Raw genomic sequence first — 18998 nt, 5'->3', positions numbered from 1 at the left:
CGAAGGAGGCCGCGTGCGACCTCGGCTCGCCGCGCTGCTCGCCGCGCTGCTGCTCGCCACCGGGTGCGCCACCGGAACACCACCGACCACCGGAACACCACCGACCACCGGAACACCATCGACCACGGGAACACCACCCGCCGGACAGTTCAGCGCCACCGACATCGCCTGGCTTCAACTGTCGGTGGCCATGGCCGAACGGCTGCTGCCGATCCTCGACCTGGTGCCGGACCGGACCACCGACCCGGCCTGGCGGCGGCTCGCCACCCGGATCGAGACCAGCGAACGTATCCACCTGACCCGGTCCCGGCGGCTGTTGGCCGACTCCGGCGCACCGGTGGCCAATCCGCACGAGGGCCACGACATGCCCGGCATGGTCACCGACGAGGAACTTACCGCGCTGCGCTCGGCCACCGGCCGGACGTTTCACCGCCTGGCTGCCGGGCACCTGCGGGCGCATCTGACGCAGTCGGTGCGGATCGCCAGCGCCGAACAGCAGGGCGGGTCCGACCCGGCAGCCACCGGGCTGGCCGCGACCGTGGTCCGGGCCGGCACCGCCGACCTCGCTCGGCTCGACCACCTGGACCGGGCACCGACGCTTCCCCCGGTGCCTGCTGCACGACAGTGACGGCGACCCCCGCCGTCGACCGTGATCCGGCCGGCGCTCATGCTCACCCCTCCGGCGGCGGCCGGGTCGGCGGCGATGTACCTGGTCACCGGTGCGGCGATTCCGAGCGCGCCGCGTGACCGGCTGCCACCAACGCCGTAGCCGCCGCCCCACTACCGCGTACGTGGTAGCCGGCCAGTCGTCCGTGAGCAGGAGTCGCCGGGCCGCGCCGGCCGGTTAGGGTGCGCCCATGAGCGAGCGGTGCGGGCGGATCCTCAGGCGCGCCGCGGTCGGGGACTGGGCGATCGCGGTGGGCGTGACAGCCTTGCTACTGATCGCCGGACTGTCCGCAACGCGCCCCGCCACCGGGGCGGACCTGTTCGGTTACGCGTGGCTGGTGACCGGCGGCCTGGTGTTGGCGGCGCGTCGACGAGCTCCGGTCGCGGTGCTGATCGTCACCGGCGTGTGTGCGGTGGGCCACCAGGCCACCGGCATCGAGCTGCCCGCCGTCGCGTTCCTGTTCGCGGTCTACGCGGCCGTACGCGCGGGACACCGCGTGGTCACGGTCGTGGCGGCCGTCGCGATGCTGGTCTCCCTTCCGCTCGCGGCTCTGGTCCTACCACCGGGACTACCCGTCGGCGAGGCACTCGCGCGGGCCCGCGACGCGCTCGAAGTGGCCTGGCTGATCGCCGCCGGGGCTGCGGGTGAGGCGCTTCGGCAGGCCGAGCGGCGTGCGGAGGAGGCCGAGCGCACCCGGGAGGAGACGGCACTGCGCCGCGCCGACGAGGAGCGGCTGCACATCGCGCGGGAACTGCATGATTCCCTCACCCACCAGATCTCGATAATCAAGGTGCAGGCCGAGGTCGCCGTGCACCTGGCCAGCCGGCGCGGCGAGCCGGTGCCGGAGGCGCTCTCGGCCATCCGCGAGGCCAGCCGCGAGGCGACCCGGGAACTGCGCGCGACCCTGGAGACGCTGCGCGCCGACGGCACCGCCGGATCGCCCGGGCTCGACCAGCTCCCGGAACTGGTGCGACGGGCCCGGATGGCCGGCCTGGACGCGACGTTGACGATCGACGGAGAACGGCCCGACGTGCCGGTCGCGGTGGGCCGCACCGCCTACCGCATCGTGCAGGAATCCCTCACCAACATCGCCCGTCACGCCTCCGCCGCCACGGCCTCGGTGCGGATCGACTACCGGCCGGGCACCCTCGCGATCCGGGTGGACGACAACGGCGACGGCGTGCCGGGCCGGGCGGCGGCACCGGGCGTCGGACTGCTCGGGATGCGGGAACGCGTCGTCGCTCTGGGCGGACTGTTGCGGGCCGAGACACGCGACGAGGGCGGGTTCACCGTCCACGCCGAACTTCCGGTGGGCGCGGCATGATTCGCGTCCTGCTGGTCGACGACCAACCGCTGCTGCGCAGCGGATTCCGTGCGCTGCTCGACATCGAGGACGACATCGAGGTGGTGGCCGAGGCCGCCGACGGCCAGCAGGCGCTGACCCTGGCGCGGAAGCACCTGCCCGACATCGCGCTCGTCGACATCCAGATGCCGGTCATGGACGGCATCGAGACCACCCGGCACATCGCGGCGGATCCGACGCTGGCCGGCGTGCACGTGGTCATCCTGACCAATTACGGTCTGGACGAACATGTCTTCCACGCGCTTCGCGCCGGTGCCGCCGGCTTCCTGGTCAAGGACATCGAGCCGGCGGATCTCGTGTACGCCGTCCGGGTGGCCGCCCGTGGCGACGCCCTGCTCGCGCCGTCGATCACCCGCAAGCTGATCGACCGGTACGTCACCGAGCCGCTGCGGAGACCGACCGGTGCGCGACTGAAGGAGTTGACCAATCGCGAACGGGAGACGGTCGTCCTCCTGGCGCAGGGCCTGTCCAACGACCAGATCGCCGAACGCCTGGTGATCAGCCCGCTGACCGCCAAGACCCACATCAACCGGGCGATGACCAAGCTGCATGCCCGTGACCGAGCCCAGCTCGTGGTCATCGCCTACGAGTCCGGCCTGGTGTCGCCCCGGGACCACTGACCTCGACGACAGCCCGGACACACCAGCCGGTCACGGTTCAAGCAGTTGATGCTCCACGGTCGTCAGGACCAGCCGGAGCAGGTGCTCGTCCAGCGGCTCCTGCCAGGCTGACATGAACACCGTGACGACGGCGTACCCGACCGCCATCATCACGTACGCGTTGTCCGCGGTGACGGTGGTGCCATCGGCGAAACCAGCTGTCATCGTGCTGTCGTACCGCCAGCTCAGCTCGCCGACTATCGGCGCGCTGGCGGCCCGGACCTCGACGTCGAGCAAGTCGTCGAGGATGAACGACGGGCAGGCCCGCCGGGCGTCCCGGGCAGCGGTCAGCACGGCTTCGCCCACCGGGGCGTCGTACGCGTAGACGGTGACGGTCAGGTCGCTGTAGGGGAATTCACCGTCCGCCGGTTCACTTGTGTAGGTCCGTTTGCCGGTCGTGCGCAGGCTGGGCTCGCCCACCGTCAGGAACCGTTCCCGGACCAGGGGCTCACACTCTGGGACGGACACGGCCACCGGCCCGGACGCGATGCCCTGCCCCGCCGGCGCGGACTGGACGACGCGCCAGCTGAACGGGATCACCTGCACGCTGGCCTGGGCGGCCCGGTCGGCCTGTTCGGCGGTGAGCACCCGTTGCGCCACCTCGTACCGTCTGTCGAAGTCCGCCAGCCGGCGCTGGCCGGCGTTGATGGCGACGCCACCGGGCACGCCGACATTGACGACCACGATCGCGACGGCGGCGACCAGTACCGCCGTCGCGGTCGGCGCGGCCGTCGCACTCACCCAGGCCGGTGTGGCGCGGCCCCGCGTCGCGCTTTCGGCGATCATCGGCCGGCGTCGAGCGGCGCTGAGCGGTATCAGCAGCACGGCCAGCAGCAGCACGGCGTGACCGAGCCAGAGCGGGGCGACCGCGACGTCCATGGCGAACATGTCCGGTTCGGTCGGCCGATCCGTCAGCCGGCCGTACCCGTAGTGCGCCGCCGTGGCGGTGCCGGTGGTCGCGGTCGCGGCGAGCACCCCCCGCGCCCAGCCGTACGGCCAGGCGGTGCTCAGCGTCACGACGACCAGGACCACCGCGCCGGCGGCGGCACAGAGCCACCACCGCTGCTGCTGCGCCCGCAACTGGTCGGTCAGGCCGGCACCCTCCGCGGTCACCAGGATCGCCGCAGTGCCGCCGAGTCCTGCGGCGACGAGCGCCACCAGCCACGACCGCCGTCCTCCGGGCAGGCGCCGCGGCGACAGCAGCGCGTAGACCGGCAGCAGCCCGAGGGCGAGCGCCGGCCACGGCTGGTTGGCCAGCCCGTAGGTGAGCAGATACCGCAGGTCGTCGAGATCGTGCAGGACCGCGGCCACCAGACCGACGGTCCAGAGCGCGGCGACGGCGGTCAGTCCGGCCGCGCACCCGGCCAGGCCGGCGTGGACCGGCCGCCCCCGGCGGGCCGCCAGCTCGGCCAGGTGGGCGGCGAGCGCGACCACCCCGGCGGCGACCAGCGTGAGCAGCAGCACGGAGAGTGCCGTCCGCGCCGGGTCACCCGGCTGCGTCGGCGGGTAGCGCAGTGGCCTGGCCAGAAACACGACAGGCATGAACGCGGCTCCGGCGGCGACTCCGGCACCGGTGCCGAGCACTGGCCGCCACCATCCCCGGTACGGCAGCCGGGCCCGCCGCAGCAGGGATGGAAACAGCAGCCCGAGCACGGCGACACCGGCCGCCACCGGGACAACCCCGTTGCCCCACCCGTACCACTGTGGATCGCCGAAGTAGACCAGCACGAGGGTGGCGTACATGGCGGCGACCGCGACGAAGCCAACCGCCAGTGCCTGCGCGAACCCGCCCTCGTAGCCGGACGCCGGTTGCCGCAGGGCGCGTATCCGGTCCGTGGGTTCGGGATGGCGGGCCAGCGACCGGCGGGCCCAGCCGATCTGTCGCTGCCGCGCTGCCGGCGCCGTTCGGGCGAACGACGCCGTCAGGGCGGCCTCGGCGCCCACGTTCGCGGCGTAGCGGTCGGCCTCGTACTCGCGCAGCCGTAGCAGCGCGGCCGCGAGCAGCGTCACGACCACCGCCAGCAGCGCGACCCCGAGCTGTGCCGCGACCCGCCGTGGTGTCACCCCGAACAGGTTCAGAAAGGGAACGCCGGCCAGCGCCACGGCGGGCGGAGCCAACCATGCCGGACCCCGGATCGTCGAGACCAGACTGACGTCGCGGGCCAGCACATGCGCGATCTCGTGGGAGACGACCGCGTCGAACCGGTCACCGGCGTCGAGGGCCAGCCGCGCCGGGACCACCACGGTGGGTCGCCGGCCGGGCAGGGCGGTGGTGAAGGCGTGGCGCACCGCCGGCCCGGCCACCCACAACCGAGGGGTACGCCCACCAGACAGCCCCTGCCGCTGGCACAGCTCGGCGAAGCGTTGCTGGGCCGGCGGGACGTCGAGCCGACCGAGGCGACCCAACCGGCGCAGATCCCACCACGGTACGACCACCGCGAGAGCCAGCGTTCCGGCGAGTAGGACCAGTGCGGCTGACCCGACCACAAATCCGTGGACGCGCAGCTGCTCTGCCGCGCAGTCGCCGAACGCGTCGAGGGAGCCCTGGTGCAGCGCCTCGCAGCGCGTCGTCGTCAGGTCGTAGGGGATCAGCAGGGACAGGGTGCCGCGGAAGAACAGATTGCCGGCCGCCACTCCCAGACTGGTGAGGGCGACCGCGATCAGCCCGTACAGCCACCACAGCGGCCGGGGCCGTTGCTGGTCAGGGGTGAGTGTCATCCGGCGGCGCCGTATCGAGGTGAACCGCGCCGACCAGGGCGTCGGCGAGCAGGTCGGCGGCGGCCTCGTTGAGCCCGAGCGTCATCGCGTGTCCCCGGGCCACCGAACGCAACCTGGCCACCTGGGCGGCGGTAAGGACGACCCGACCGTCGACCGCCGGCAGCGCGGCGCGGTCCAGCTCGCTCGCAGACGGTCTGCGCCGGCCTCGTACCCGCCACCGCCGCCACCGCGACCGGACGGTGCTGGCACCGAGACGCAGCACGTCCAGGATCGATGCGGCCACCACCTCGATGACGATCGCGCTGACCAACGCGTCCTCGATGCCGAAACCGACCCCGCCGCCCGGTGCCCGGCGCTGCGCCAACCCGGCCCGCCAGACGGCCGCCACCTGGTCGAAGATGCCCGACTCCTCCGGAGCGATCCGCCCGCTCACCTCCCGGGCCAACCGGATCACGGCCTCGGAGCCGTTGACAGCCGCCGGTGGATGGGTGGGTTCGATCGTCAACGCCGGCTCCCCGAGGCACCTCATGCACGGACGGCAGGTCCGCCACAGACTACCGTGCGCTATGGGCCCGGTAGGGCCCCGTGATCCGCCCGAACGGCGCGCCTGGGGGCCGCCGCACTCGCCGCCTGTCGGACCGACGTGGCACGATCGCTCAGGTGACCAGCAGATCCACCACCGAACAGCGTCTCGACGACCTGGCCCGGCTGCGTCGGGTGCGCGACCGCATCGACCGGGAGTACGCCAAGCCGCTGGACGTCGAGGCCCTCGCCCGTGGGGTCAACATGTCGGCCGGGCACCTGAGCCGCCAGTTCCGGCTGGCCTACGGCGAGTCCCCGTACGGCTATCTGATGACCCGGCGCATCGAGCGGGCCATGGCGCTGCTGCGCCGTGGCGACCTGAGCGTCACCGATGTCTGTTTCGCAATCGGCTGTTCGTCGCTGGGCACGTTCAGCACCCGCTTCACCGAACTGGTCGGCGTGCCGCCCAGCGTCTACCGGCGCGACGCGGCCCGTGCGACGAAGGGGATGCCCTCCTGCGTGGTGAAACAGGTGACCAGACCGGTCAGGAATCGAGAAGCAGCGGCCCTCGCGTCGCAGCTAGCGTGACCGGCATGAACATCACCATTCACGCCAGCTTCCTGCCGCACAACGACCCGGACGCCGCCCTGGCCTTCTACCGGGATCTGCTCGGTTTCGAGGTCCGCAACGACGTCGGCTACCAGGGCATGCGCTGGATCACCGTCGGCCCACCCGGTCAGCCCGGCACCTCGATCGTGCTGCATCCACCGGCCGCCGACCCCGGCGTGACCGACGAGGAGCGCCGTACCATCACCGAGATGATGGCCAAGGGCACCTACGCCTCGATCCTGTTGGCCACGCCCGACCTCGACAGCGTTTTCGAGCGGTTGCAGGCCAGCGACACCGAGATCGTGCAGGAGCCGACCGACCAGCCGTACGGGGTTCGTGACTGCGCCGTCCGGGACGCCGCCGGCAACATGATCCGTATCCAGGAAGTGCGATGAGCAGGGACAACCGGTCGGCACCACCCGCCGCCGACAGCCACGATCTGATCCGGGTGCAGGGCGCCCGGGAGAACAATCTCAAGGACGTCACCGTCGAGCTGCCGAAGCGCCGGCTGACGGTGTTCACCGGCGTCTCCGGTTCAGGCAAGAGCTCGCTGGTGTTCAGCACCATCGCGGCGGAGTCGCAACGGTTGATCAACGAGACCTACAGCGCGTTCATCCAGGGCTTCATGCCGACCCTGGCCCGGCCGGAGGTCGACGTCCTCGACGGGCTGACCACCGCGATCATCGTCGACCAGGAGCGGATGGCCGCCAACCCGCGGTCGACCGTCGGCACCGCCACCGACGCCAACGCCATGCTGCGGATCCTGTTCAGCCGGCTCGGCAAGCCGCACATCGGGTCGCCTCAGGCGTACTCCTTCAACGTCGCCTCTATCAGCGGTGCCGGCGCGGTGACCATCGAACGTGGCGGCACCACCACGAAGGAGCGGCGGAGCTTCAGCATCACCGGTGGCATGTGCCCGCGCTGCGAAGGCACCGGGCGGGTGACGGACATCGACCTGACCGCGTTGTACGACGACAGCAAGTCGCTCAACGAGAGCGCGATCACCGTGCCCGGTTACAGCATGGACGGGTGGTACGGCCGGATCTACCGGGGTAGCGGCTTCTTCGACCCGGACAAACCAATCCGCAAGTACACCAAGAAGGAGCTGCACGACCTGCTCCACAAGGAGCCGACCAAGATCAAGGTTGACGGGATCAACCTGACGTACGCGGGTCTGATCCCGCAGATCCAGAAATCGTTCCTGTCCAAGGACGTCGAGGCGATGCAGCCGCACATCCGCACCTTCGTGGAACGGGCTGTCACCTTCACGACCTGCCCCGACTGTGGCGGCACCCGGCTGAGTGAGGCGGCCCGCTCCTCGAAGATCAAGGGCGTCAACATCGCCGACGCCTGCGCGATGCAGATCAGCGATCTCGCCGAGTGGGTACGCGGGCTGCGCGAGCCCTCCGTGGCGCCGCTGCTGGCGTCGTTGCAGCACACCCTCGACTCCTTCGTCGAGATCGGGCTCGGCTACCTCAGCCTGGACCGACCGTCCGGGACGCTCTCCGGCGGCGAGGCGCAACGCACCAAGATGATTCGCCACCTCGGCTCGTCGCTCACCGACGTCACCTATGTCTTCGACGAGCCGACCATCGGGCTGCACCCACACGACATCCAGCAGATGAACCGCCTGCTGCTGCGGCTTCGCGACAAGGGCAACACCGTGCTCGTAGTGGAGCACAAGCCGGAGACGATCGCCATCGCCGACCACGTCGTCGACCTCGGCCCCGGCGCCGGCACGGCGGGCGGCACCGTCTGTTTCGAGGGCACCGTCGAGGGACTGCGGGCCAGCGGTACGCTCACCGGCCGACACCTGGACGACCGGGCCACCCTCAAGAAGTCGGTGCGTACGCCCACCGGGCACCTGCCGATCCGTAAGGCGTCGACGCACAACCTGCGCGACGTCGACGTCGACATCCCGCTCGGGGTGCTGGTCGTGGTCACCGGCGTCGCCGGTTCGGGCAAGAGTTCGCTGGTGCACGGGTCGATCCCGCCCGGTGCCGGGGTGGTGTCGATCGACCAGGGCGCGATCCGTGGCTCGCGGCGGAGCAACCCGGCGACGTACACCGGGCTGCTCGATCCGATCCGTAAGGCGTTCGCGAAGGCCAACGGGGTGAAGCCGGCGCTGTTCAGCGCCAACTCCGAAGGCGCCTGCCCCAACTGCAACGGTGCCGGCGTCATCTACACCGACCTGGCGATGATGGCCGGCGTCGCCACGGTGTGCGAGGAGTGCGAGGGCAAGCGGTTCCAGGCATCCGTCCTGGAATACCGCTTCGGCGGTCGGGACATTGCCGAAGTGCTCACGATGCCGGTGAGCGAGGCGGAGGAGTTCTTCGGGTCCGGCGAGGCGCGTACGCCGGCCGCGCACCGCATCCTCAACCGGCTCGCCGAGGTCGGCCTCGGCTACCTCAGCCTCGGGCAGCCGCTCACCACTCTCTCCGGCGGTGAGCGGCAGCGGCTCAAGTTGGCCACCCACATGGCCGAGCAGGGCGGGGTCTACGTGCTCGACGAGCCGACCACCGGGTTGCACCTCGCCGACGTCGAGCACCTGCTCGGTCTGCTCGACCGGCTCGTCGACTCCGGCAAGTCGGTGATAGTCATCGAACACCACCAGGCGGTCATGGCCCACGCCGACTGGATCATCGACCTGGGGCCGGGCGCCGGTCACGACGGTGGTCGGATCGTCTTCGAGGGCACCCCCGCCGATCTTGTCGCTGACCGGTCCACCCTCACCGGCGAACACCTCGCCGCCTACGTGGGCGCCTGAAAGCCACCTCGATCCCAGGATCACCAAGCAGGTAGCGGCCGTGATCACCTGATGATCAGGGAAGGCGCAGCAGGACCTGCTTGTCAGTCCACTACAGCCAGTCAGCCCAGGTATCTACTGACGGAGACGGGTTTGCGCGGTGAGCGCCCCCCTTTCCTAAGATGACGCTCTATCTGTAGCCGAAGGCCGACTACCTGCGGGTCCCTAATTTGTCTTCGTGTTAGTGGGTCGCACGCGCGCGTTGCTGTGCTCGCTTGCCGAAGATCAGCAGACCACACCCTTCGGTCCTCAGTGGCCCTGGCCGCCTGAGGAGCGACCTGCGGGGCGAGGTCAGTCTGCCGTCGGGACGGAAACTTGCCACAGGGCACTGACCGGCATGGCGCGGAGTCTGTCGCCGAACGGCAGCGTGGAGGTTCCGGTAAAGATGACGATGCCGGCGACGGAGTCGCTGCAGAGGCGCTCGGCGAGTCGGCGTAGCCCACGGAAGTCGTCGGTCCCGACGGCGGTGGCTCTTGTTCAACTGTTCATCGGTCGCCGGACAGGAACGCCGGGCCGCGCGCCGGAACTTGCCGGGCGGCCAAGGTGGAGTTCCGTGGACGGAACGCCTTGCGGTAGGATCGGGGACTGGTGCCGATGTGGACGAGGAAGTGCCGGCGCAACGACTCGGTTGAGCCGAAGCCGGCAGCGTAAGCCACCTTGGTCACCGACAGGTCCGAGTCCTCGAGCAGAGCCCATGCCCGTTCGACCCTGCGTCGCGCGATCCAGCCTGACATGCTCTCACCTGTTTCCAGCCGAAACCGTCGCACCAGGGTGCGTGGGCTCATGTGTGTCCGCGCGGCGACGTCTTCGAGGGTGAGGGGTTCGGCGAGGTGGTCGGTCAGCCAGTTGAGGACCGGTACCAGCGAGCCGGTTGCCGGCCGGTGCGCCGCCTTGGCGTACTGCGCCTGCCCGCCGGTGCGGTGCGGAGGGCTGATGAGCACCCGGGACACGTCGTTGGCATACGACTGGCCGTGGTCCTGCCCGAGCAGGTACATGCAGAGGTCGGCCGCCGCGAGCATGCCGCCCGAGGACAGGATCTGGCCGTCTTCGACATACAGCGCGTGCTCCACGAGGTGGGCCCGAGGGCACGCCTCGCGGAACTCCTCCGCCAGCGCCCAGTGCGTGGTGACCCGGCGCCCGTCGAGCACCTCGGCCTGGCCGAGGACGAACGCCCCCGCGCACAGCGACACCAGCCGCGCCCCCGTGCTGCACGGCTTCGCCACGGCCTCTACGACGGCGGGATTCTGAGGTGCCCAGGGCGCTTCCAGCCCGGGGATCACGACGGTGTCCGCGTCGACGATCCACTCCACCGGCCGCAGGTCACCGATCGTGAAACCGAGTGAGGTGGGTGTCAGCGCCGCACCGCAGACGAAGACGTCGTACGGGGGCTCCGGCTCGTCACGGATCTTCGAGAACACGGACGGGCGGGGGCCGAACGCCTGGACGGCCACGGCCAGGTCCAGGACGAAGGTGCCGCCGAGCACGACTACCGCCACACGATGGCGTGCCACGAACACCCCCTTGGCCTCAACTGAGGCGAGTATGGCGTGCGCTGTGGGGACGGTCATCGCCCTTCCCACCAGCATTGACGATGAGGGAACGGTCTGGTCGGAGAGGCGGCCATGAAACCGGACAGATGGGCCGCGCCAATCAGTGTTGCAAGTGTGACCACGGGACCGGCAGGTCGCCGGGTTCCAGGAGGTACGGTGACCGATTTGTCGTTCGGGCCACGGCTGCGGGAGCTGCGCCGGTCGGCCGGGCTGACAATAGAGGAGCTGGCCGAGGCGTCCGGAGTGAGCGGGCGGGCGGCAAGCCGAGCAAACCCCCGCCCGACCCGCCAGCGTCCGAACGGGCGTCATGGCCCGCTTGACATGGCGGGCCGGCGGCGGCCCGCTCCCACGGGGCGGGCCGACGGCGGACGGGATGGCAGAAGATATTTCCTGGCAGGTGGATTGGGAGGATAGATGAGGCTCGGACCTCGCGCAGCTGCTCTGCGTCTTCGCTCAAGACATCGCATATTGAACCCCGCGGTCGGGTTACACCATCATGGATACCTCAGCGCTAACCGCCTCAGGGGGGCCTCGTGGTTGAGATCTTGAAAGCGCTTGTGGACGTACTTTCGCGAGTTGCGCCTGCTCTGGCACGGAGGGGGCGGGACAAACGTCTCCAAGATATCGGGGCAACCTTGCTGATGGTATACATTCGTCTTAATGAGATAGTTGTGTCTGCTGAGCGGATCATCGAAGAGCTGGAAGGCTACGTCGAGGAAGTCGAATCGAATAACGGTGGCTTCGAGCTGAGCCACGCAGAAGCGGAGCACCGGAATAGGATATCCAGCGAGCTTGCACAGCAAGAAATAAATTTGGCGCGCACGATCTCGCTTTTGGGGAGAAATGCCGCGCTCATGGTAGTCCTCGACGATGAGTCATACAGGCAGCTCCAGCACCTTCTTTCCTCTAAGATCGGCGCAGTACAGACACTCATGCATTCCCTGCATCGTCGAAGACTTCCGATAGTGACGGAGTATATCGAGGGCGGACCGACGCTTTTGGGGTTGGTCTTTTCGCCCGCCATCGATACGACCCAACCCTTGGGTCGGGAAGCGTTTGTGATCGTGAAGCCTTATCTCGAGAAGCGGAACCCTCGCGTCCAATTAAAAGAAGTTAAGGGTGCAATCCGCAATCTCAGGGCGGCGATAGTCGAGAGTTTTTCCGTGGAGGATCTACTACTTGCCGCGGGTGATCGTAGGTTCGGGATTGATCGCGCTAGGAATCTCGGATAGTTCGCTGCGGGTACCACATCGCACGGGTCGCCCGACGACCAAGCTTTTCCCCTGCCGCTTCAACCTCGGCACTTCGCGCCATCATTTCTTTGCATGATAACCTACATCTCTTTGAATTCTGCTTCCGCCTGAGCCTTGTCGCTGGTGAACGGCCACTTCTTGCCGGCCGCGCAACGAGAGACCCGGCCCAGGTCAGGACGCCGATCCACCCGAAATGAGATGATCCACAGACCCCCGGAGGGGTTAAGGGTTCAAGTCCCGGCTATACTGGCCAACCGCTAGCCTGCAACCCGGCGGGAAAAGAGCCCATACCATCCGTGGTCGGCTTTCGTGAACTCGTACACCTGCGCTGCCTTGCTGAGATGGCGGTGCAATATTTTCAAGGACAACCGCCTGCCCCTTGAAGAAGTGTCGAGGTAGCGGAAGAAATGGTCCGCGACATTGCTTTCGATTAGCCCCACGTCTTTAGAGTCCTCCGGCTCCTTGTATGTCAGTAGCGGAGAGTCAAGAACCACGAAACCGGGATGTGGGAGTTCCCGTTCGATGCACCACTGTGCCAGCCCGACGGTGAACGCGGCGTGTAGGGCCGCCCGCATTCCCTTTCCATGCGTTGCACGTGGGACACCGTTCATGCTGATTTCAGTCGTGCTCGTGTCGAAGGAAACGCTACGGAGCTCGAGCATACCCAAGCGCTAGGAATCTCGGCCAGCGAATTCGCAAACTCGCGAGCCGTGTCGTCGGTAATCACCGAGGGTTCAAGAGTAGCCGTGTCGATGGTGGCCGGGATAGCGGAACGGAGCACATCGATTCTCTCTACCTGTTCAAAAGCCGCCAGCAGCCTTTCTACTTCCCCCTTGGTTTTGACAAGCTCCCGGATCTGTAAACGCTTAGAGCGTGTTTGAGAAGGTCTGTTGTGGACGGCGTGGCGGCATGACATCCAGCGGTGGGGCGGGCAGGGTGGCGCGGTGTCTGCGCGCCGTGGCTACCCTTCCGACCTGACTGACGCCCAGTGGGCGCTGATCGAGCCGTTGTTGCCGGAGCCGAACACGGACGGCCGCCGGGAGAAGCATCCGCGGCGGGAGCTCGTCAACGCGATCCTGTACGTGGTGCGGTCGGGGTGTCCGTGGCGGTACCTGCCGGCGGATCTGCCGCCGTGGCAGACGGTGTACTGGTACTTCACCCGGTGGGAAGAAGCCGGCGTGACCGAGGAACTCCTGACCACACTGCGGATCAAGGCACGGGTGCAGCAGGGCCGTCAGTCGCAGCCGTCGGCAGGGATCATCGACTCCCAGAGCGTGAAGGGCGCCGACACCGTCGGCCGGGACACCCGAGGCTACGACGCGGGCAAGAAGATCAACGGCCGTAAGCGGTTCATCATCACCGACACCCTCGGCCTGCTGGTCACCGTCACCGTGCTCGCCGCGTCATGGCAGGACCGCGACGGCGCCAAGACCGCCCTGCTCCACGCCTACATGCTCACCCCGATCCGGCACGTCTACGCCGACCAGGGCTTCACCGGACGGCTGGTCGACTGGACCCGCGACACCCTACGCACGACGCTGGAGATCGTCCGCAAACCCGCCGACCAACGCGGCTTCGCCGTCCACCCCCGCCGCTGGGTCGCCGAACGCACCCTGGCCTGGCTCACCGCCTGCCGCCGCCTGGCCCGCGACTACGAACGCCACCCGACTGTCTCCGAAGCCCTCATCCGCTGGGCCGCCATCACCGGCATGACCCGCCGCATCACCCGCGGCCGACCGGCACGGCGTCAAGCCCGCCGCACCTTCAACCAGACCTGATCAACCCCATCTCAAACACGCACTTAGGTGCAAGCCGGACCGGTCTGCGATCGGCCGGGGCGAGTTGCCAAACGGAATCCGTCCGCCGCTCACGGGGTCCGAGGTGAAGGTGAGGGAGGGGCGTAGGGGTGGGGGCGGGGTTGGGGTTAGAGCTGCCTCCGGCGGGGGCCAGACGACTCCAGGATGGAGTCGCCGAACTGTTCCGGTTGTGGTCGGTGAGGGTGCCATCCCGCCAGCCACCGACCCAGGCAAGCCGAGCAGACCAGGGCCAGCAAACCCGCGTCTACCGCAGCAAATCCACGCTTTGCCCGCAGTTAATCAGCTTGATGCTGTAGCTCTTTCCACGATAACGGACGGTAGCACGTCTGAGTTGCCGAATCTGGATTGCCGAAAGGCTTTTCTTGACGAGGTATGCGCTGAATTCGGTGGAGGTTTTTGGGTTGAGCTTATCTGCCACCTCGGCCCCTTTCTGCAGCTGCTCAAGAGCGTGGTTAACTCTAACTCCATTGCCGCCCTTGAGTTCGAACACGAGAACGCGCCGATCCCCCTGATTTGGCTCCCAAAACATCAAGAGGTCGGCGAGCCGAATCTCCCTCTCGTGTGTGGCCTGATATTGGGTGCCTGAGATGCAAATCCACTGCGCCTTGTCCGTCGGAGGAACGATTGAACAACCGCTTTCGCTGTAGCTGGAAGCTGTGCAGCATCGCTCATGTGGTGCAACTTGATTGAGGAATTCACTTCGCGGTGCCCGCCGCGCTCTCGGCAAGCGCGATGTTCTCGTTGTAGAGCGATTCCTCGACCTCTCCAAAGCCGACCTCACCGATTCCGTCGCTAGCCGTTACGGGTAGTTCTCTGACAACCGTTCCGTCTGCTGATGGCTCAAAGAAATATGCGCTTACGCGGGTGTGACGAATTCGGGTTTCCTCGTCAAATCCCGCCTCCATGGCGGCTTCGTCTCCGAGAGACTCCGCGACGATTGAGTTGTTAAGTTTCTCTAGAAAGAACTCGCTGTGAGTTGTCAGAACCGTTTGGATTCCTCGATTTGCAAGTCGAACTATGTTGCGGGCGAATGCGACCTGATTTGCAGGGTGCAGGTGCGCCTCGGGCTCTTCCAGTGCTAGAAGGTCGCCTCTCCCGAGTACGTACCGGAGATAGAGAACTACAGGCGCTAGCTCCGAGATCATCGACGAGGTTCGAAAGAGCGGGTACTGTGCGTCGCCCTCTTGGAAGTAAACCTCGGAATAGCCTAAGGGGTTGGTTAGCAGTCCAACTGTGCCGTGCAGAATTTCTTGCTCAAGCATGTCGGCAATCTCCGGCCGATTGCTTCGGGTGCTTCGCTGAGTCGGCACGGGATCTTGCGGGTTCAATTGAATTAGTTCCGCTAAAAAGTCTGCTACGACTCCCGTCATGGTGGGAATCCGCATCTCTGCGAGGCCCGCCCACGAAGAGCTATGCATTATCGATGCGGAGAGTGCCCTGTGAGCGTGCATCAAGCCAGAACGTGCGGCCGGGAGGTATCGAGCGTGGCGAGGAAACTCCCGAAAGCAGTGTCTGGCGAGGGCCGTAATGAGTTCCCGGATGAGAATGGATCCCGGCAGTTGTCTGGCTGAGCCGGCGCTGCGCCCAAAACGGCTCCAGCCGAGATTGCTCCATTGATGCCAGAGTTCGTCCAAGCGAGGTGGCTTGATGTTGACTCTCCGGGAGCGGGCTCCGGCGACTATGCTAATTTGCCATTTCGGCCTCGCCATTTCCATGGTGATTGTGGCCCTAGTGGGCTTGGAAGGGTGGACCGCAGCTCTGCGGAGTGCGGGAAGGCTGGTGCCATGTACTCGCTCAACCTCCTGCAGTGCGATGTCGCCGTACTCCCGCAGAGCCGTCTCTAGCAAATGCTCGATAGTGCCTCGTATCTCAACGGGGATCGACTCCCACTCCGGAGCCTTATCGCCTTGAAGTAAAGCCTCGTAAAGGAACGCGCCTGCCCTAGTTCGGTCTCTTTCGGAGAGTTGACCGAATATCGCTCGGGCCCCTCTGACGCTGCGTAGGAATGCTTCAATTCCGGGATGCGGAAGGATTGCGTAGATCGTCGTTGCTACGACCGACTTGCCCGAGTTGTTGGGGCCCACGAAGATGTTTAGGCGGTTTAACTCGACGCTTGCACTTCTTATTGGTCCGAGGTTGGCTATTGACACTCTCATCGCTGCACCAAGCTCATCCCCTCGTGAGAGGTTGGAGGAACGAAGGACCATCCTATGCCTCGGCGTCCCGTTCCGGTGCCCTTGAGCACTTAACTCGCTCAGGCTCTGGGACCGTCGATGTATCCCGCTTGCCGGGCAGCAGGAGCCTGAGCGCGTCGCTGAGGCAAAGTTGCCCGCTCGTCGGCTTCGAGCGGCGCTGGCCCTCGGCGCCGGCTCGCCAGCTCGCTGGCACGCGCGGTCAAGTCCAAGATGGTGGGCGGTGGTGACGGCGATAGGTTGAGGGCTGTCGCCGGTTGGTAGTGGTACAGCAGCGGAGGGAAGCAACCCAAGCCGGCTGTGAAGGCAGGTCGGATGACCGAAGCTGGAACATCAGCCCACCCACTCTAACTTGATCTTTAACCTGTTGGGCGGTGGCGTCGACCCCGGCTGATCATGGGGACAGCCCTTGATCGATCATTCCTCTTGTCGAGGGAAGAAGATCGCAAACCAAGGGCTGTCTGGTGATCAGTGTGCACGATGCCGGCAGAGGTTAAAGATCAAGTTAGGCTTTACAAGCGAAAAGGTCGGGGTGCCTGCCGGGATGCGGAGGTGGCCGGCGTGTAAGGGGTTATGAGGCAGCCTGCGGATCGGTAGCGTTGGGCGTGTCTGCGGCCTGATGGGTCGGTGGTGCGTCCGGGGCTACGCGAGGAGGTTCCGGGTGGATTCCTTGCCGGAGTTGACGTTCGGGCAGCGGTTGAAGGTCTACCGGGAGCGGTCGGGGAAGACTCGGGCGGTGCTTGGTGGGTTGGTGGGTCGTAGCGCCGAGTGGGTCAAGGCGGTGGAGACCGATCGGATTTTGCCGCCGCGTCTGCACATGTTGGATCGGATCGCGCGTGCTCTGAAGGTCGACGTGTCTGCCTTGGCTGTGGAGTTGGGTGATCGGTCTGCGGTGGTCAATGGGCCGGAGCATCCGGCGTTGGCGTCGGTGCGGGATGCGGTGAACCGTGTCGCGTTCGCCGGTGACGCCTCGGCGGAGTCGTTGTCCGGTTTGCGGGAGCGGCTTGCGGTGGCGTGGCGGGCGCGTCATCAGGCGTCGGATCACCGGACGGTGCTGGGCGGGTTGTTGCCGGGGTTGCTGCGGGATGTGCAGCGTGCCGTGTTGGCCTACGAGGGCGACGATCGGCGGCAGGCGCAGGCGCTGTTGGCGGAGACGCTCGGGTTGGCGCAGATGTTCATCGCGTACCAGCCGGCGGCCGAGTTGTTGTGGCGGGTGGCGGATCGGGCGATGGTGGCGGCGCAGGAGTCCGGTGATCCGGAGGCGCTGGCCGGTGCGGGGTGGTTCCTGTGTCAGGTGCATCGGGACGCCGGGGACTGGGACACCGCGATGGCGGTGACGCTGGACGTGCTGTCCGCCTTGGAGTCGGCGACGGTCGACGGAAGCACGAATCTGTTGGCGCTGTGGGGTGCGCTGAACTTCGAGGCCGCGTACACGGCCGCTCGTGCCGGTGAGGAAGGGCGGGCCTGGCGGTACTGGGACCGCGCGGATCGGGTGGCGCAGCGTCTGCCCCAGAGCTTCTACCAACCGCAGACATCGTTTTCCCGGGTCATCATGGGCGCTCACGCGGTGACCGTGGCGGTGGAGTTGCAGAAGTCCGGCGAGGCGGTGCGGCAGGCCCGCCGCCACGATGCGGCGGCGATCCCGTCGAGGCCGCGTCGGGCACGCCATCTGATCGAGGTCGCGCGGGCGCACTACGGCAGGGACGACACGGAAGCGACAGTGGCGACGCTGCGGCAGGCGTACGAGTCGGCCCCGGAGACGATCCGCTATAACGGGTACGCCCGCCAGATCACCTTGGACCTGCTCGACGGCCCGCGTGCCACCCGGGATGACGCTCGTGACCTCGCGGTCCGAGTCGGTCTCGTCTCGTGATCCAGAGGTAGGAACCTTACCCGTTCCATCGCGCAGCCGATCGTAGCTTCTCGCTTACGGGATGCGGCGGGCGGCGCGAGTCACGCCCGGTCGCCGCGTCCCCCTCAATCAGAGGGCGAAGAGGCTGCCCTCCTGAGCGACGAGGGAGGGTGCGTGCGGCGCGTCTCGTACGACGAGTACCTGTCGGCCACCGCGTTGACGTTCGCCCGACGGCATCGGCCGGTCTGGTCCTGGCAGCTCTGGCGGCGCGTCTGTCGCTGCGGTGCCGACGTGCCGTGCCGTGCCCGGCACCGGATACCGATCAACCGGGGCCACTGGCCGCAGGAGAACGAGCAGTGATCGGCAGCCCGGAGCGGACGATCCTCGCGGTGCACGTTCGAGGACTCGACGGCATGTGCGCCGGCCGCCGCGCGTGGTGGTCGCGGCTGTCGCCGTACCCCTGCTGGCAGGTGGATTGGGCGACCAGTCGGCAGGCTCGCGCGAGCGTCGCCCGCTTCCTGGGCGGTGTGCGGTGACCACCCACGGGCCGGTGCTGCCGATCTGGAGCTGCGGTGGCTGCGACCTGCCGTGGCCGTGCCCCACGCGGCGGCGGGAGCTACGCGCGGAGTACGCCGACGCGCCGGTGTCGCTGGCGCTCTACCTCGGTGCCTATCTTGTCCAGGCGGCCGAGGACCTGCCCTGGGCACCGGCCGGCGCACTGCACCGCCGCTTCATCGGCTGGACCCGGCAGCCGGCGGAAGTACAGCAGCGAAGTACAGCAACCACGCCGGCCGAACGGGGAAAGAGTGTCACCAGGCCGAATGAACTCGTATGAAGCTCGATCCGACCCGCTCGCCGAGGGTTCACACACCCGGCGGTGGGCCTTCGCCATTCAATCGTGATGATCATCACCGTGGGGTGAAACCTACCCTCTCCGGAGGGTAGGTTCGGTGCTGGTCGTCGAGGTGCGGCTACGGCCCCTCGCGGTCT

At 67.4% G+C, this 18998-nt stretch carries 17 protein-coding genes and 1 pseudogene; 12 read left to right on the top strand and 6 right to left on the bottom strand.

Annotated elements, in window-relative coordinates:
• The first annotated feature begins 13 nt into the window (after positions 1 to 13).
• From ACN26Z_RS18455 to ACN26Z_RS18445, 3 genes are all read left to right on the top strand, one after another.
• Positions 14 to 628: a DUF305 domain-containing protein gene (locus ACN26Z_RS18455; RefSeq protein WP_421462567.1), complete on the top strand. Its 615-nt coding sequence runs from the start codon at positions 14 to 16 to the stop codon at positions 626 to 628.
• A 229-nt stretch (positions 629 to 857) separates the two neighbouring features.
• Positions 858 to 1991, top strand: a complete 1134-nt coding sequence (locus tag ACN26Z_RS18450) for a sensor histidine kinase (RefSeq protein WP_282238217.1) — start codon at positions 858 to 860, stop codon at positions 1989 to 1991.
• Positions 1988 to 2650 (top strand): response regulator, encoded by a 663-nt coding sequence (locus ACN26Z_RS18445; protein WP_421462566.1) that lies wholly within the window; start codon positions 1988 to 1990, stop codon positions 2648 to 2650. Before ACN26Z_RS18450 ends, ACN26Z_RS18445 begins: the two co-directional genes overlap by 4 nt.
• A gap of 30 nt (positions 2651 to 2680) precedes the next feature.
• On the opposite strand, the gene ACN26Z_RS18440 is transcribed toward ACN26Z_RS18445, so the two are convergent.
• Both ACN26Z_RS18440 and ACN26Z_RS18435 read right to left on the bottom strand, forming a co-directional pair.
• Positions 2681 to 5407 (bottom strand): M48 family metalloprotease, encoded by a 2727-nt coding sequence (locus tag ACN26Z_RS18440; protein ID WP_421462565.1) that lies wholly within the window; start codon positions 5405 to 5407, stop codon positions 2681 to 2683.
• Positions 5391 to 5912 (bottom strand): hypothetical protein, encoded by a 522-nt coding sequence (locus tag ACN26Z_RS18435; RefSeq protein ID WP_421462564.1) that lies wholly within the window; start codon positions 5910 to 5912, stop codon positions 5391 to 5393. Before ACN26Z_RS18435 ends, ACN26Z_RS18440 begins: the two co-directional genes overlap by 17 nt.
• A gap of 155 nt (positions 5913 to 6067) precedes the next feature.
• Between ACN26Z_RS18435 and ACN26Z_RS18430 the strand changes: the two genes are divergently transcribed.
• Genes ACN26Z_RS18430 through ACN26Z_RS18420 form a run of 3 tightly spaced genes read left to right on the top strand, consistent with a single transcriptional unit; the run spans position 6068 to position 9305 of the window.
• The gene (locus ACN26Z_RS18430) at positions 6068 to 6517 is read left to right on the top strand and encodes a helix-turn-helix transcriptional regulator (protein ID WP_421462563.1); all 450 of its coding nucleotides are present in this window, start codon (positions 6068 to 6070) and stop codon (positions 6515 to 6517) included.
• 5 nt (positions 6518 to 6522) lie between these two features.
• Positions 6523 to 6933 (top strand): VOC family protein, encoded by a 411-nt coding sequence (locus ACN26Z_RS18425; protein ID WP_282238222.1) that lies wholly within the window; start codon positions 6523 to 6525, stop codon positions 6931 to 6933.
• Positions 6930 to 9305 (top strand): ATP-binding cassette domain-containing protein, encoded by a 2376-nt coding sequence (locus ACN26Z_RS18420; protein ID WP_421462562.1) that lies wholly within the window; start codon positions 6930 to 6932, stop codon positions 9303 to 9305. The genes ACN26Z_RS18425 and ACN26Z_RS18420 overlap by 4 nt, the downstream gene beginning before the upstream one ends.
• A 330-nt stretch (positions 9306 to 9635) precedes the next feature.
• Here the strand turns inward: ACN26Z_RS18420 and ACN26Z_RS18415 are convergent.
• Both ACN26Z_RS18415 and ACN26Z_RS18410 read right to left on the bottom strand, forming a co-directional pair.
• Positions 9636 to 9815: pseudogene (locus ACN26Z_RS18415) on the bottom strand (hypothetical protein); the annotation flags it as partial.
• 14 nt (positions 9816 to 9829) lie between these two features.
• Entirely contained in the window at positions 9830 to 10912 is a 1083-nt protein-coding gene (locus ACN26Z_RS18410) for a GlxA family transcriptional regulator (RefSeq protein ID WP_421462561.1), read from the bottom strand.
• Positions 10913 to 10966: 54 nt separating this feature from the next.
• On the opposite strand from ACN26Z_RS18410, the gene ACN26Z_RS18405 reads away from it, so the two are divergent.
• The 3 genes from ACN26Z_RS18405 to ACN26Z_RS18395 all read left to right on the top strand — a co-directional run bounded on the left by ACN26Z_RS18405 (position 10967) and on the right by ACN26Z_RS18395 (position 13925).
• Positions 10967 to 11308, top strand: coding sequence for a helix-turn-helix domain-containing protein (locus ACN26Z_RS18405; protein ID WP_421462560.1), 342 nt, complete (start codon positions 10967 to 10969; stop codon positions 11306 to 11308).
• Positions 11309 to 11427: 119 nt separating this feature from the next.
• Entirely contained in the window at positions 11428 to 12126 is a 699-nt protein-coding gene (locus tag ACN26Z_RS18400; protein ID WP_421462559.1) for a hypothetical protein, read from the top strand.
• Between the two features lie 935 nt (positions 12127 to 13061).
• Positions 13062 to 13925 (top strand): IS5 family transposase, encoded by an 864-nt coding sequence (locus ACN26Z_RS18395; RefSeq protein WP_421464646.1) that lies wholly within the window; start codon positions 13062 to 13064, stop codon positions 13923 to 13925.
• A 283-nt stretch (positions 13926 to 14208) separates the two neighbouring features.
• Here the strand turns inward: ACN26Z_RS18395 and ACN26Z_RS18390 are convergent, their stop codons facing one another.
• Positions 14209 to 14454: a hypothetical protein gene (locus ACN26Z_RS18390; protein WP_421462558.1), complete on the bottom strand. Its 246-nt coding sequence runs from the start codon at positions 14452 to 14454 to the stop codon at positions 14209 to 14211.
• A 205-nt stretch (positions 14455 to 14659) separates the two neighbouring features.
• The gene (locus ACN26Z_RS18385) at positions 14660 to 15334 is read right to left on the bottom strand and encodes an AAA family ATPase (protein ID WP_421464674.1); all 675 of its coding nucleotides are present in this window, start codon (positions 15332 to 15334) and stop codon (positions 14660 to 14662) included.
• A gap of 1483 nt (positions 15335 to 16817) precedes the next feature.
• On the opposite strand from ACN26Z_RS18385, the gene ACN26Z_RS18380 reads away from it, so the two are divergent.
• From ACN26Z_RS18380 to ACN26Z_RS18370, 3 genes are all read left to right on the top strand, one after another.
• Positions 16818 to 18029: a helix-turn-helix domain-containing protein gene (locus tag ACN26Z_RS18380; RefSeq protein WP_421462556.1), complete on the top strand. Its 1212-nt coding sequence runs from the start codon at positions 16818 to 16820 to the stop codon at positions 18027 to 18029.
• Between the two features lie 149 nt (positions 18030 to 18178).
• Positions 18179 to 18544, top strand: a complete 366-nt coding sequence (locus ACN26Z_RS18375) for a hypothetical protein (RefSeq protein ID WP_421462554.1) — start codon at positions 18179 to 18181, stop codon at positions 18542 to 18544.
• Positions 18541 to 18843: a hypothetical protein gene (locus ACN26Z_RS18370; protein ID WP_421462553.1), complete on the top strand. Its 303-nt coding sequence runs from the start codon at positions 18541 to 18543 to the stop codon at positions 18841 to 18843. Before ACN26Z_RS18375 ends, ACN26Z_RS18370 begins: the two co-directional genes overlap by 4 nt.
• Positions 18844 to 18998: the final 155 nt, after the last annotated feature.

The sequence above is a fragment of the Verrucosispora sp. WMMD703 genome, assembly GCF_049178935.1.
Taxonomy (GTDB): Bacteria; Actinomycetota; Actinomycetes; order Mycobacteriales; family Micromonosporaceae; genus Micromonospora; species Micromonospora sediminimaris.
The sequence above is the reverse complement of the archived record's forward strand: the minus strand, read 5'-3'. Positions and strand labels throughout refer to the sequence as shown.

Coding starts and splice junctions, on each gene's coding strand:
- ACN26Z_RS18450 (WP_282238217.1), top strand. CDS start 858: ATGAGCGAGCGGTGCGGGCGGATCCTCAGGCGCGCCGCGGTCGGGGAC.
- ACN26Z_RS18445 (WP_421462566.1), top strand. CDS start 1,988: ATGATTCGCGTCCTGCTGGTCGACGACCAACCGCTGCTGCGCAGCGGA.
- ACN26Z_RS18440 (WP_421462565.1), bottom strand. CDS start 5,407: ATGACACTCACCCCTGACCAGCAACGGCCCCGGCCGCTGTGGTGGCTG.
- ACN26Z_RS18425 (WP_282238222.1), top strand. CDS start 6,523: ATGAACATCACCATTCACGCCAGCTTCCTGCCGCACAACGACCCGGAC.
- ACN26Z_RS18420 (WP_421462562.1), top strand. CDS start 6,930: ATGAGCAGGGACAACCGGTCGGCACCACCCGCCGCCGACAGCCACGAT.
- ACN26Z_RS18410 (WP_421462561.1), bottom strand. CDS start 10,912: ATGACCGTCCCCACAGCGCACGCCATACTCGCCTCAGTTGAGGCCAAG.
- ACN26Z_RS18405 (WP_421462560.1), top strand. CDS start 10,967: ATGAAACCGGACAGATGGGCCGCGCCAATCAGTGTTGCAAGTGTGACC.
- ACN26Z_RS18385 (WP_421464674.1), bottom strand. CDS start 15,334: ATGACGGGAGTCGTAGCAGACTTTTTAGCGGAACTAATTCAATTGAAC.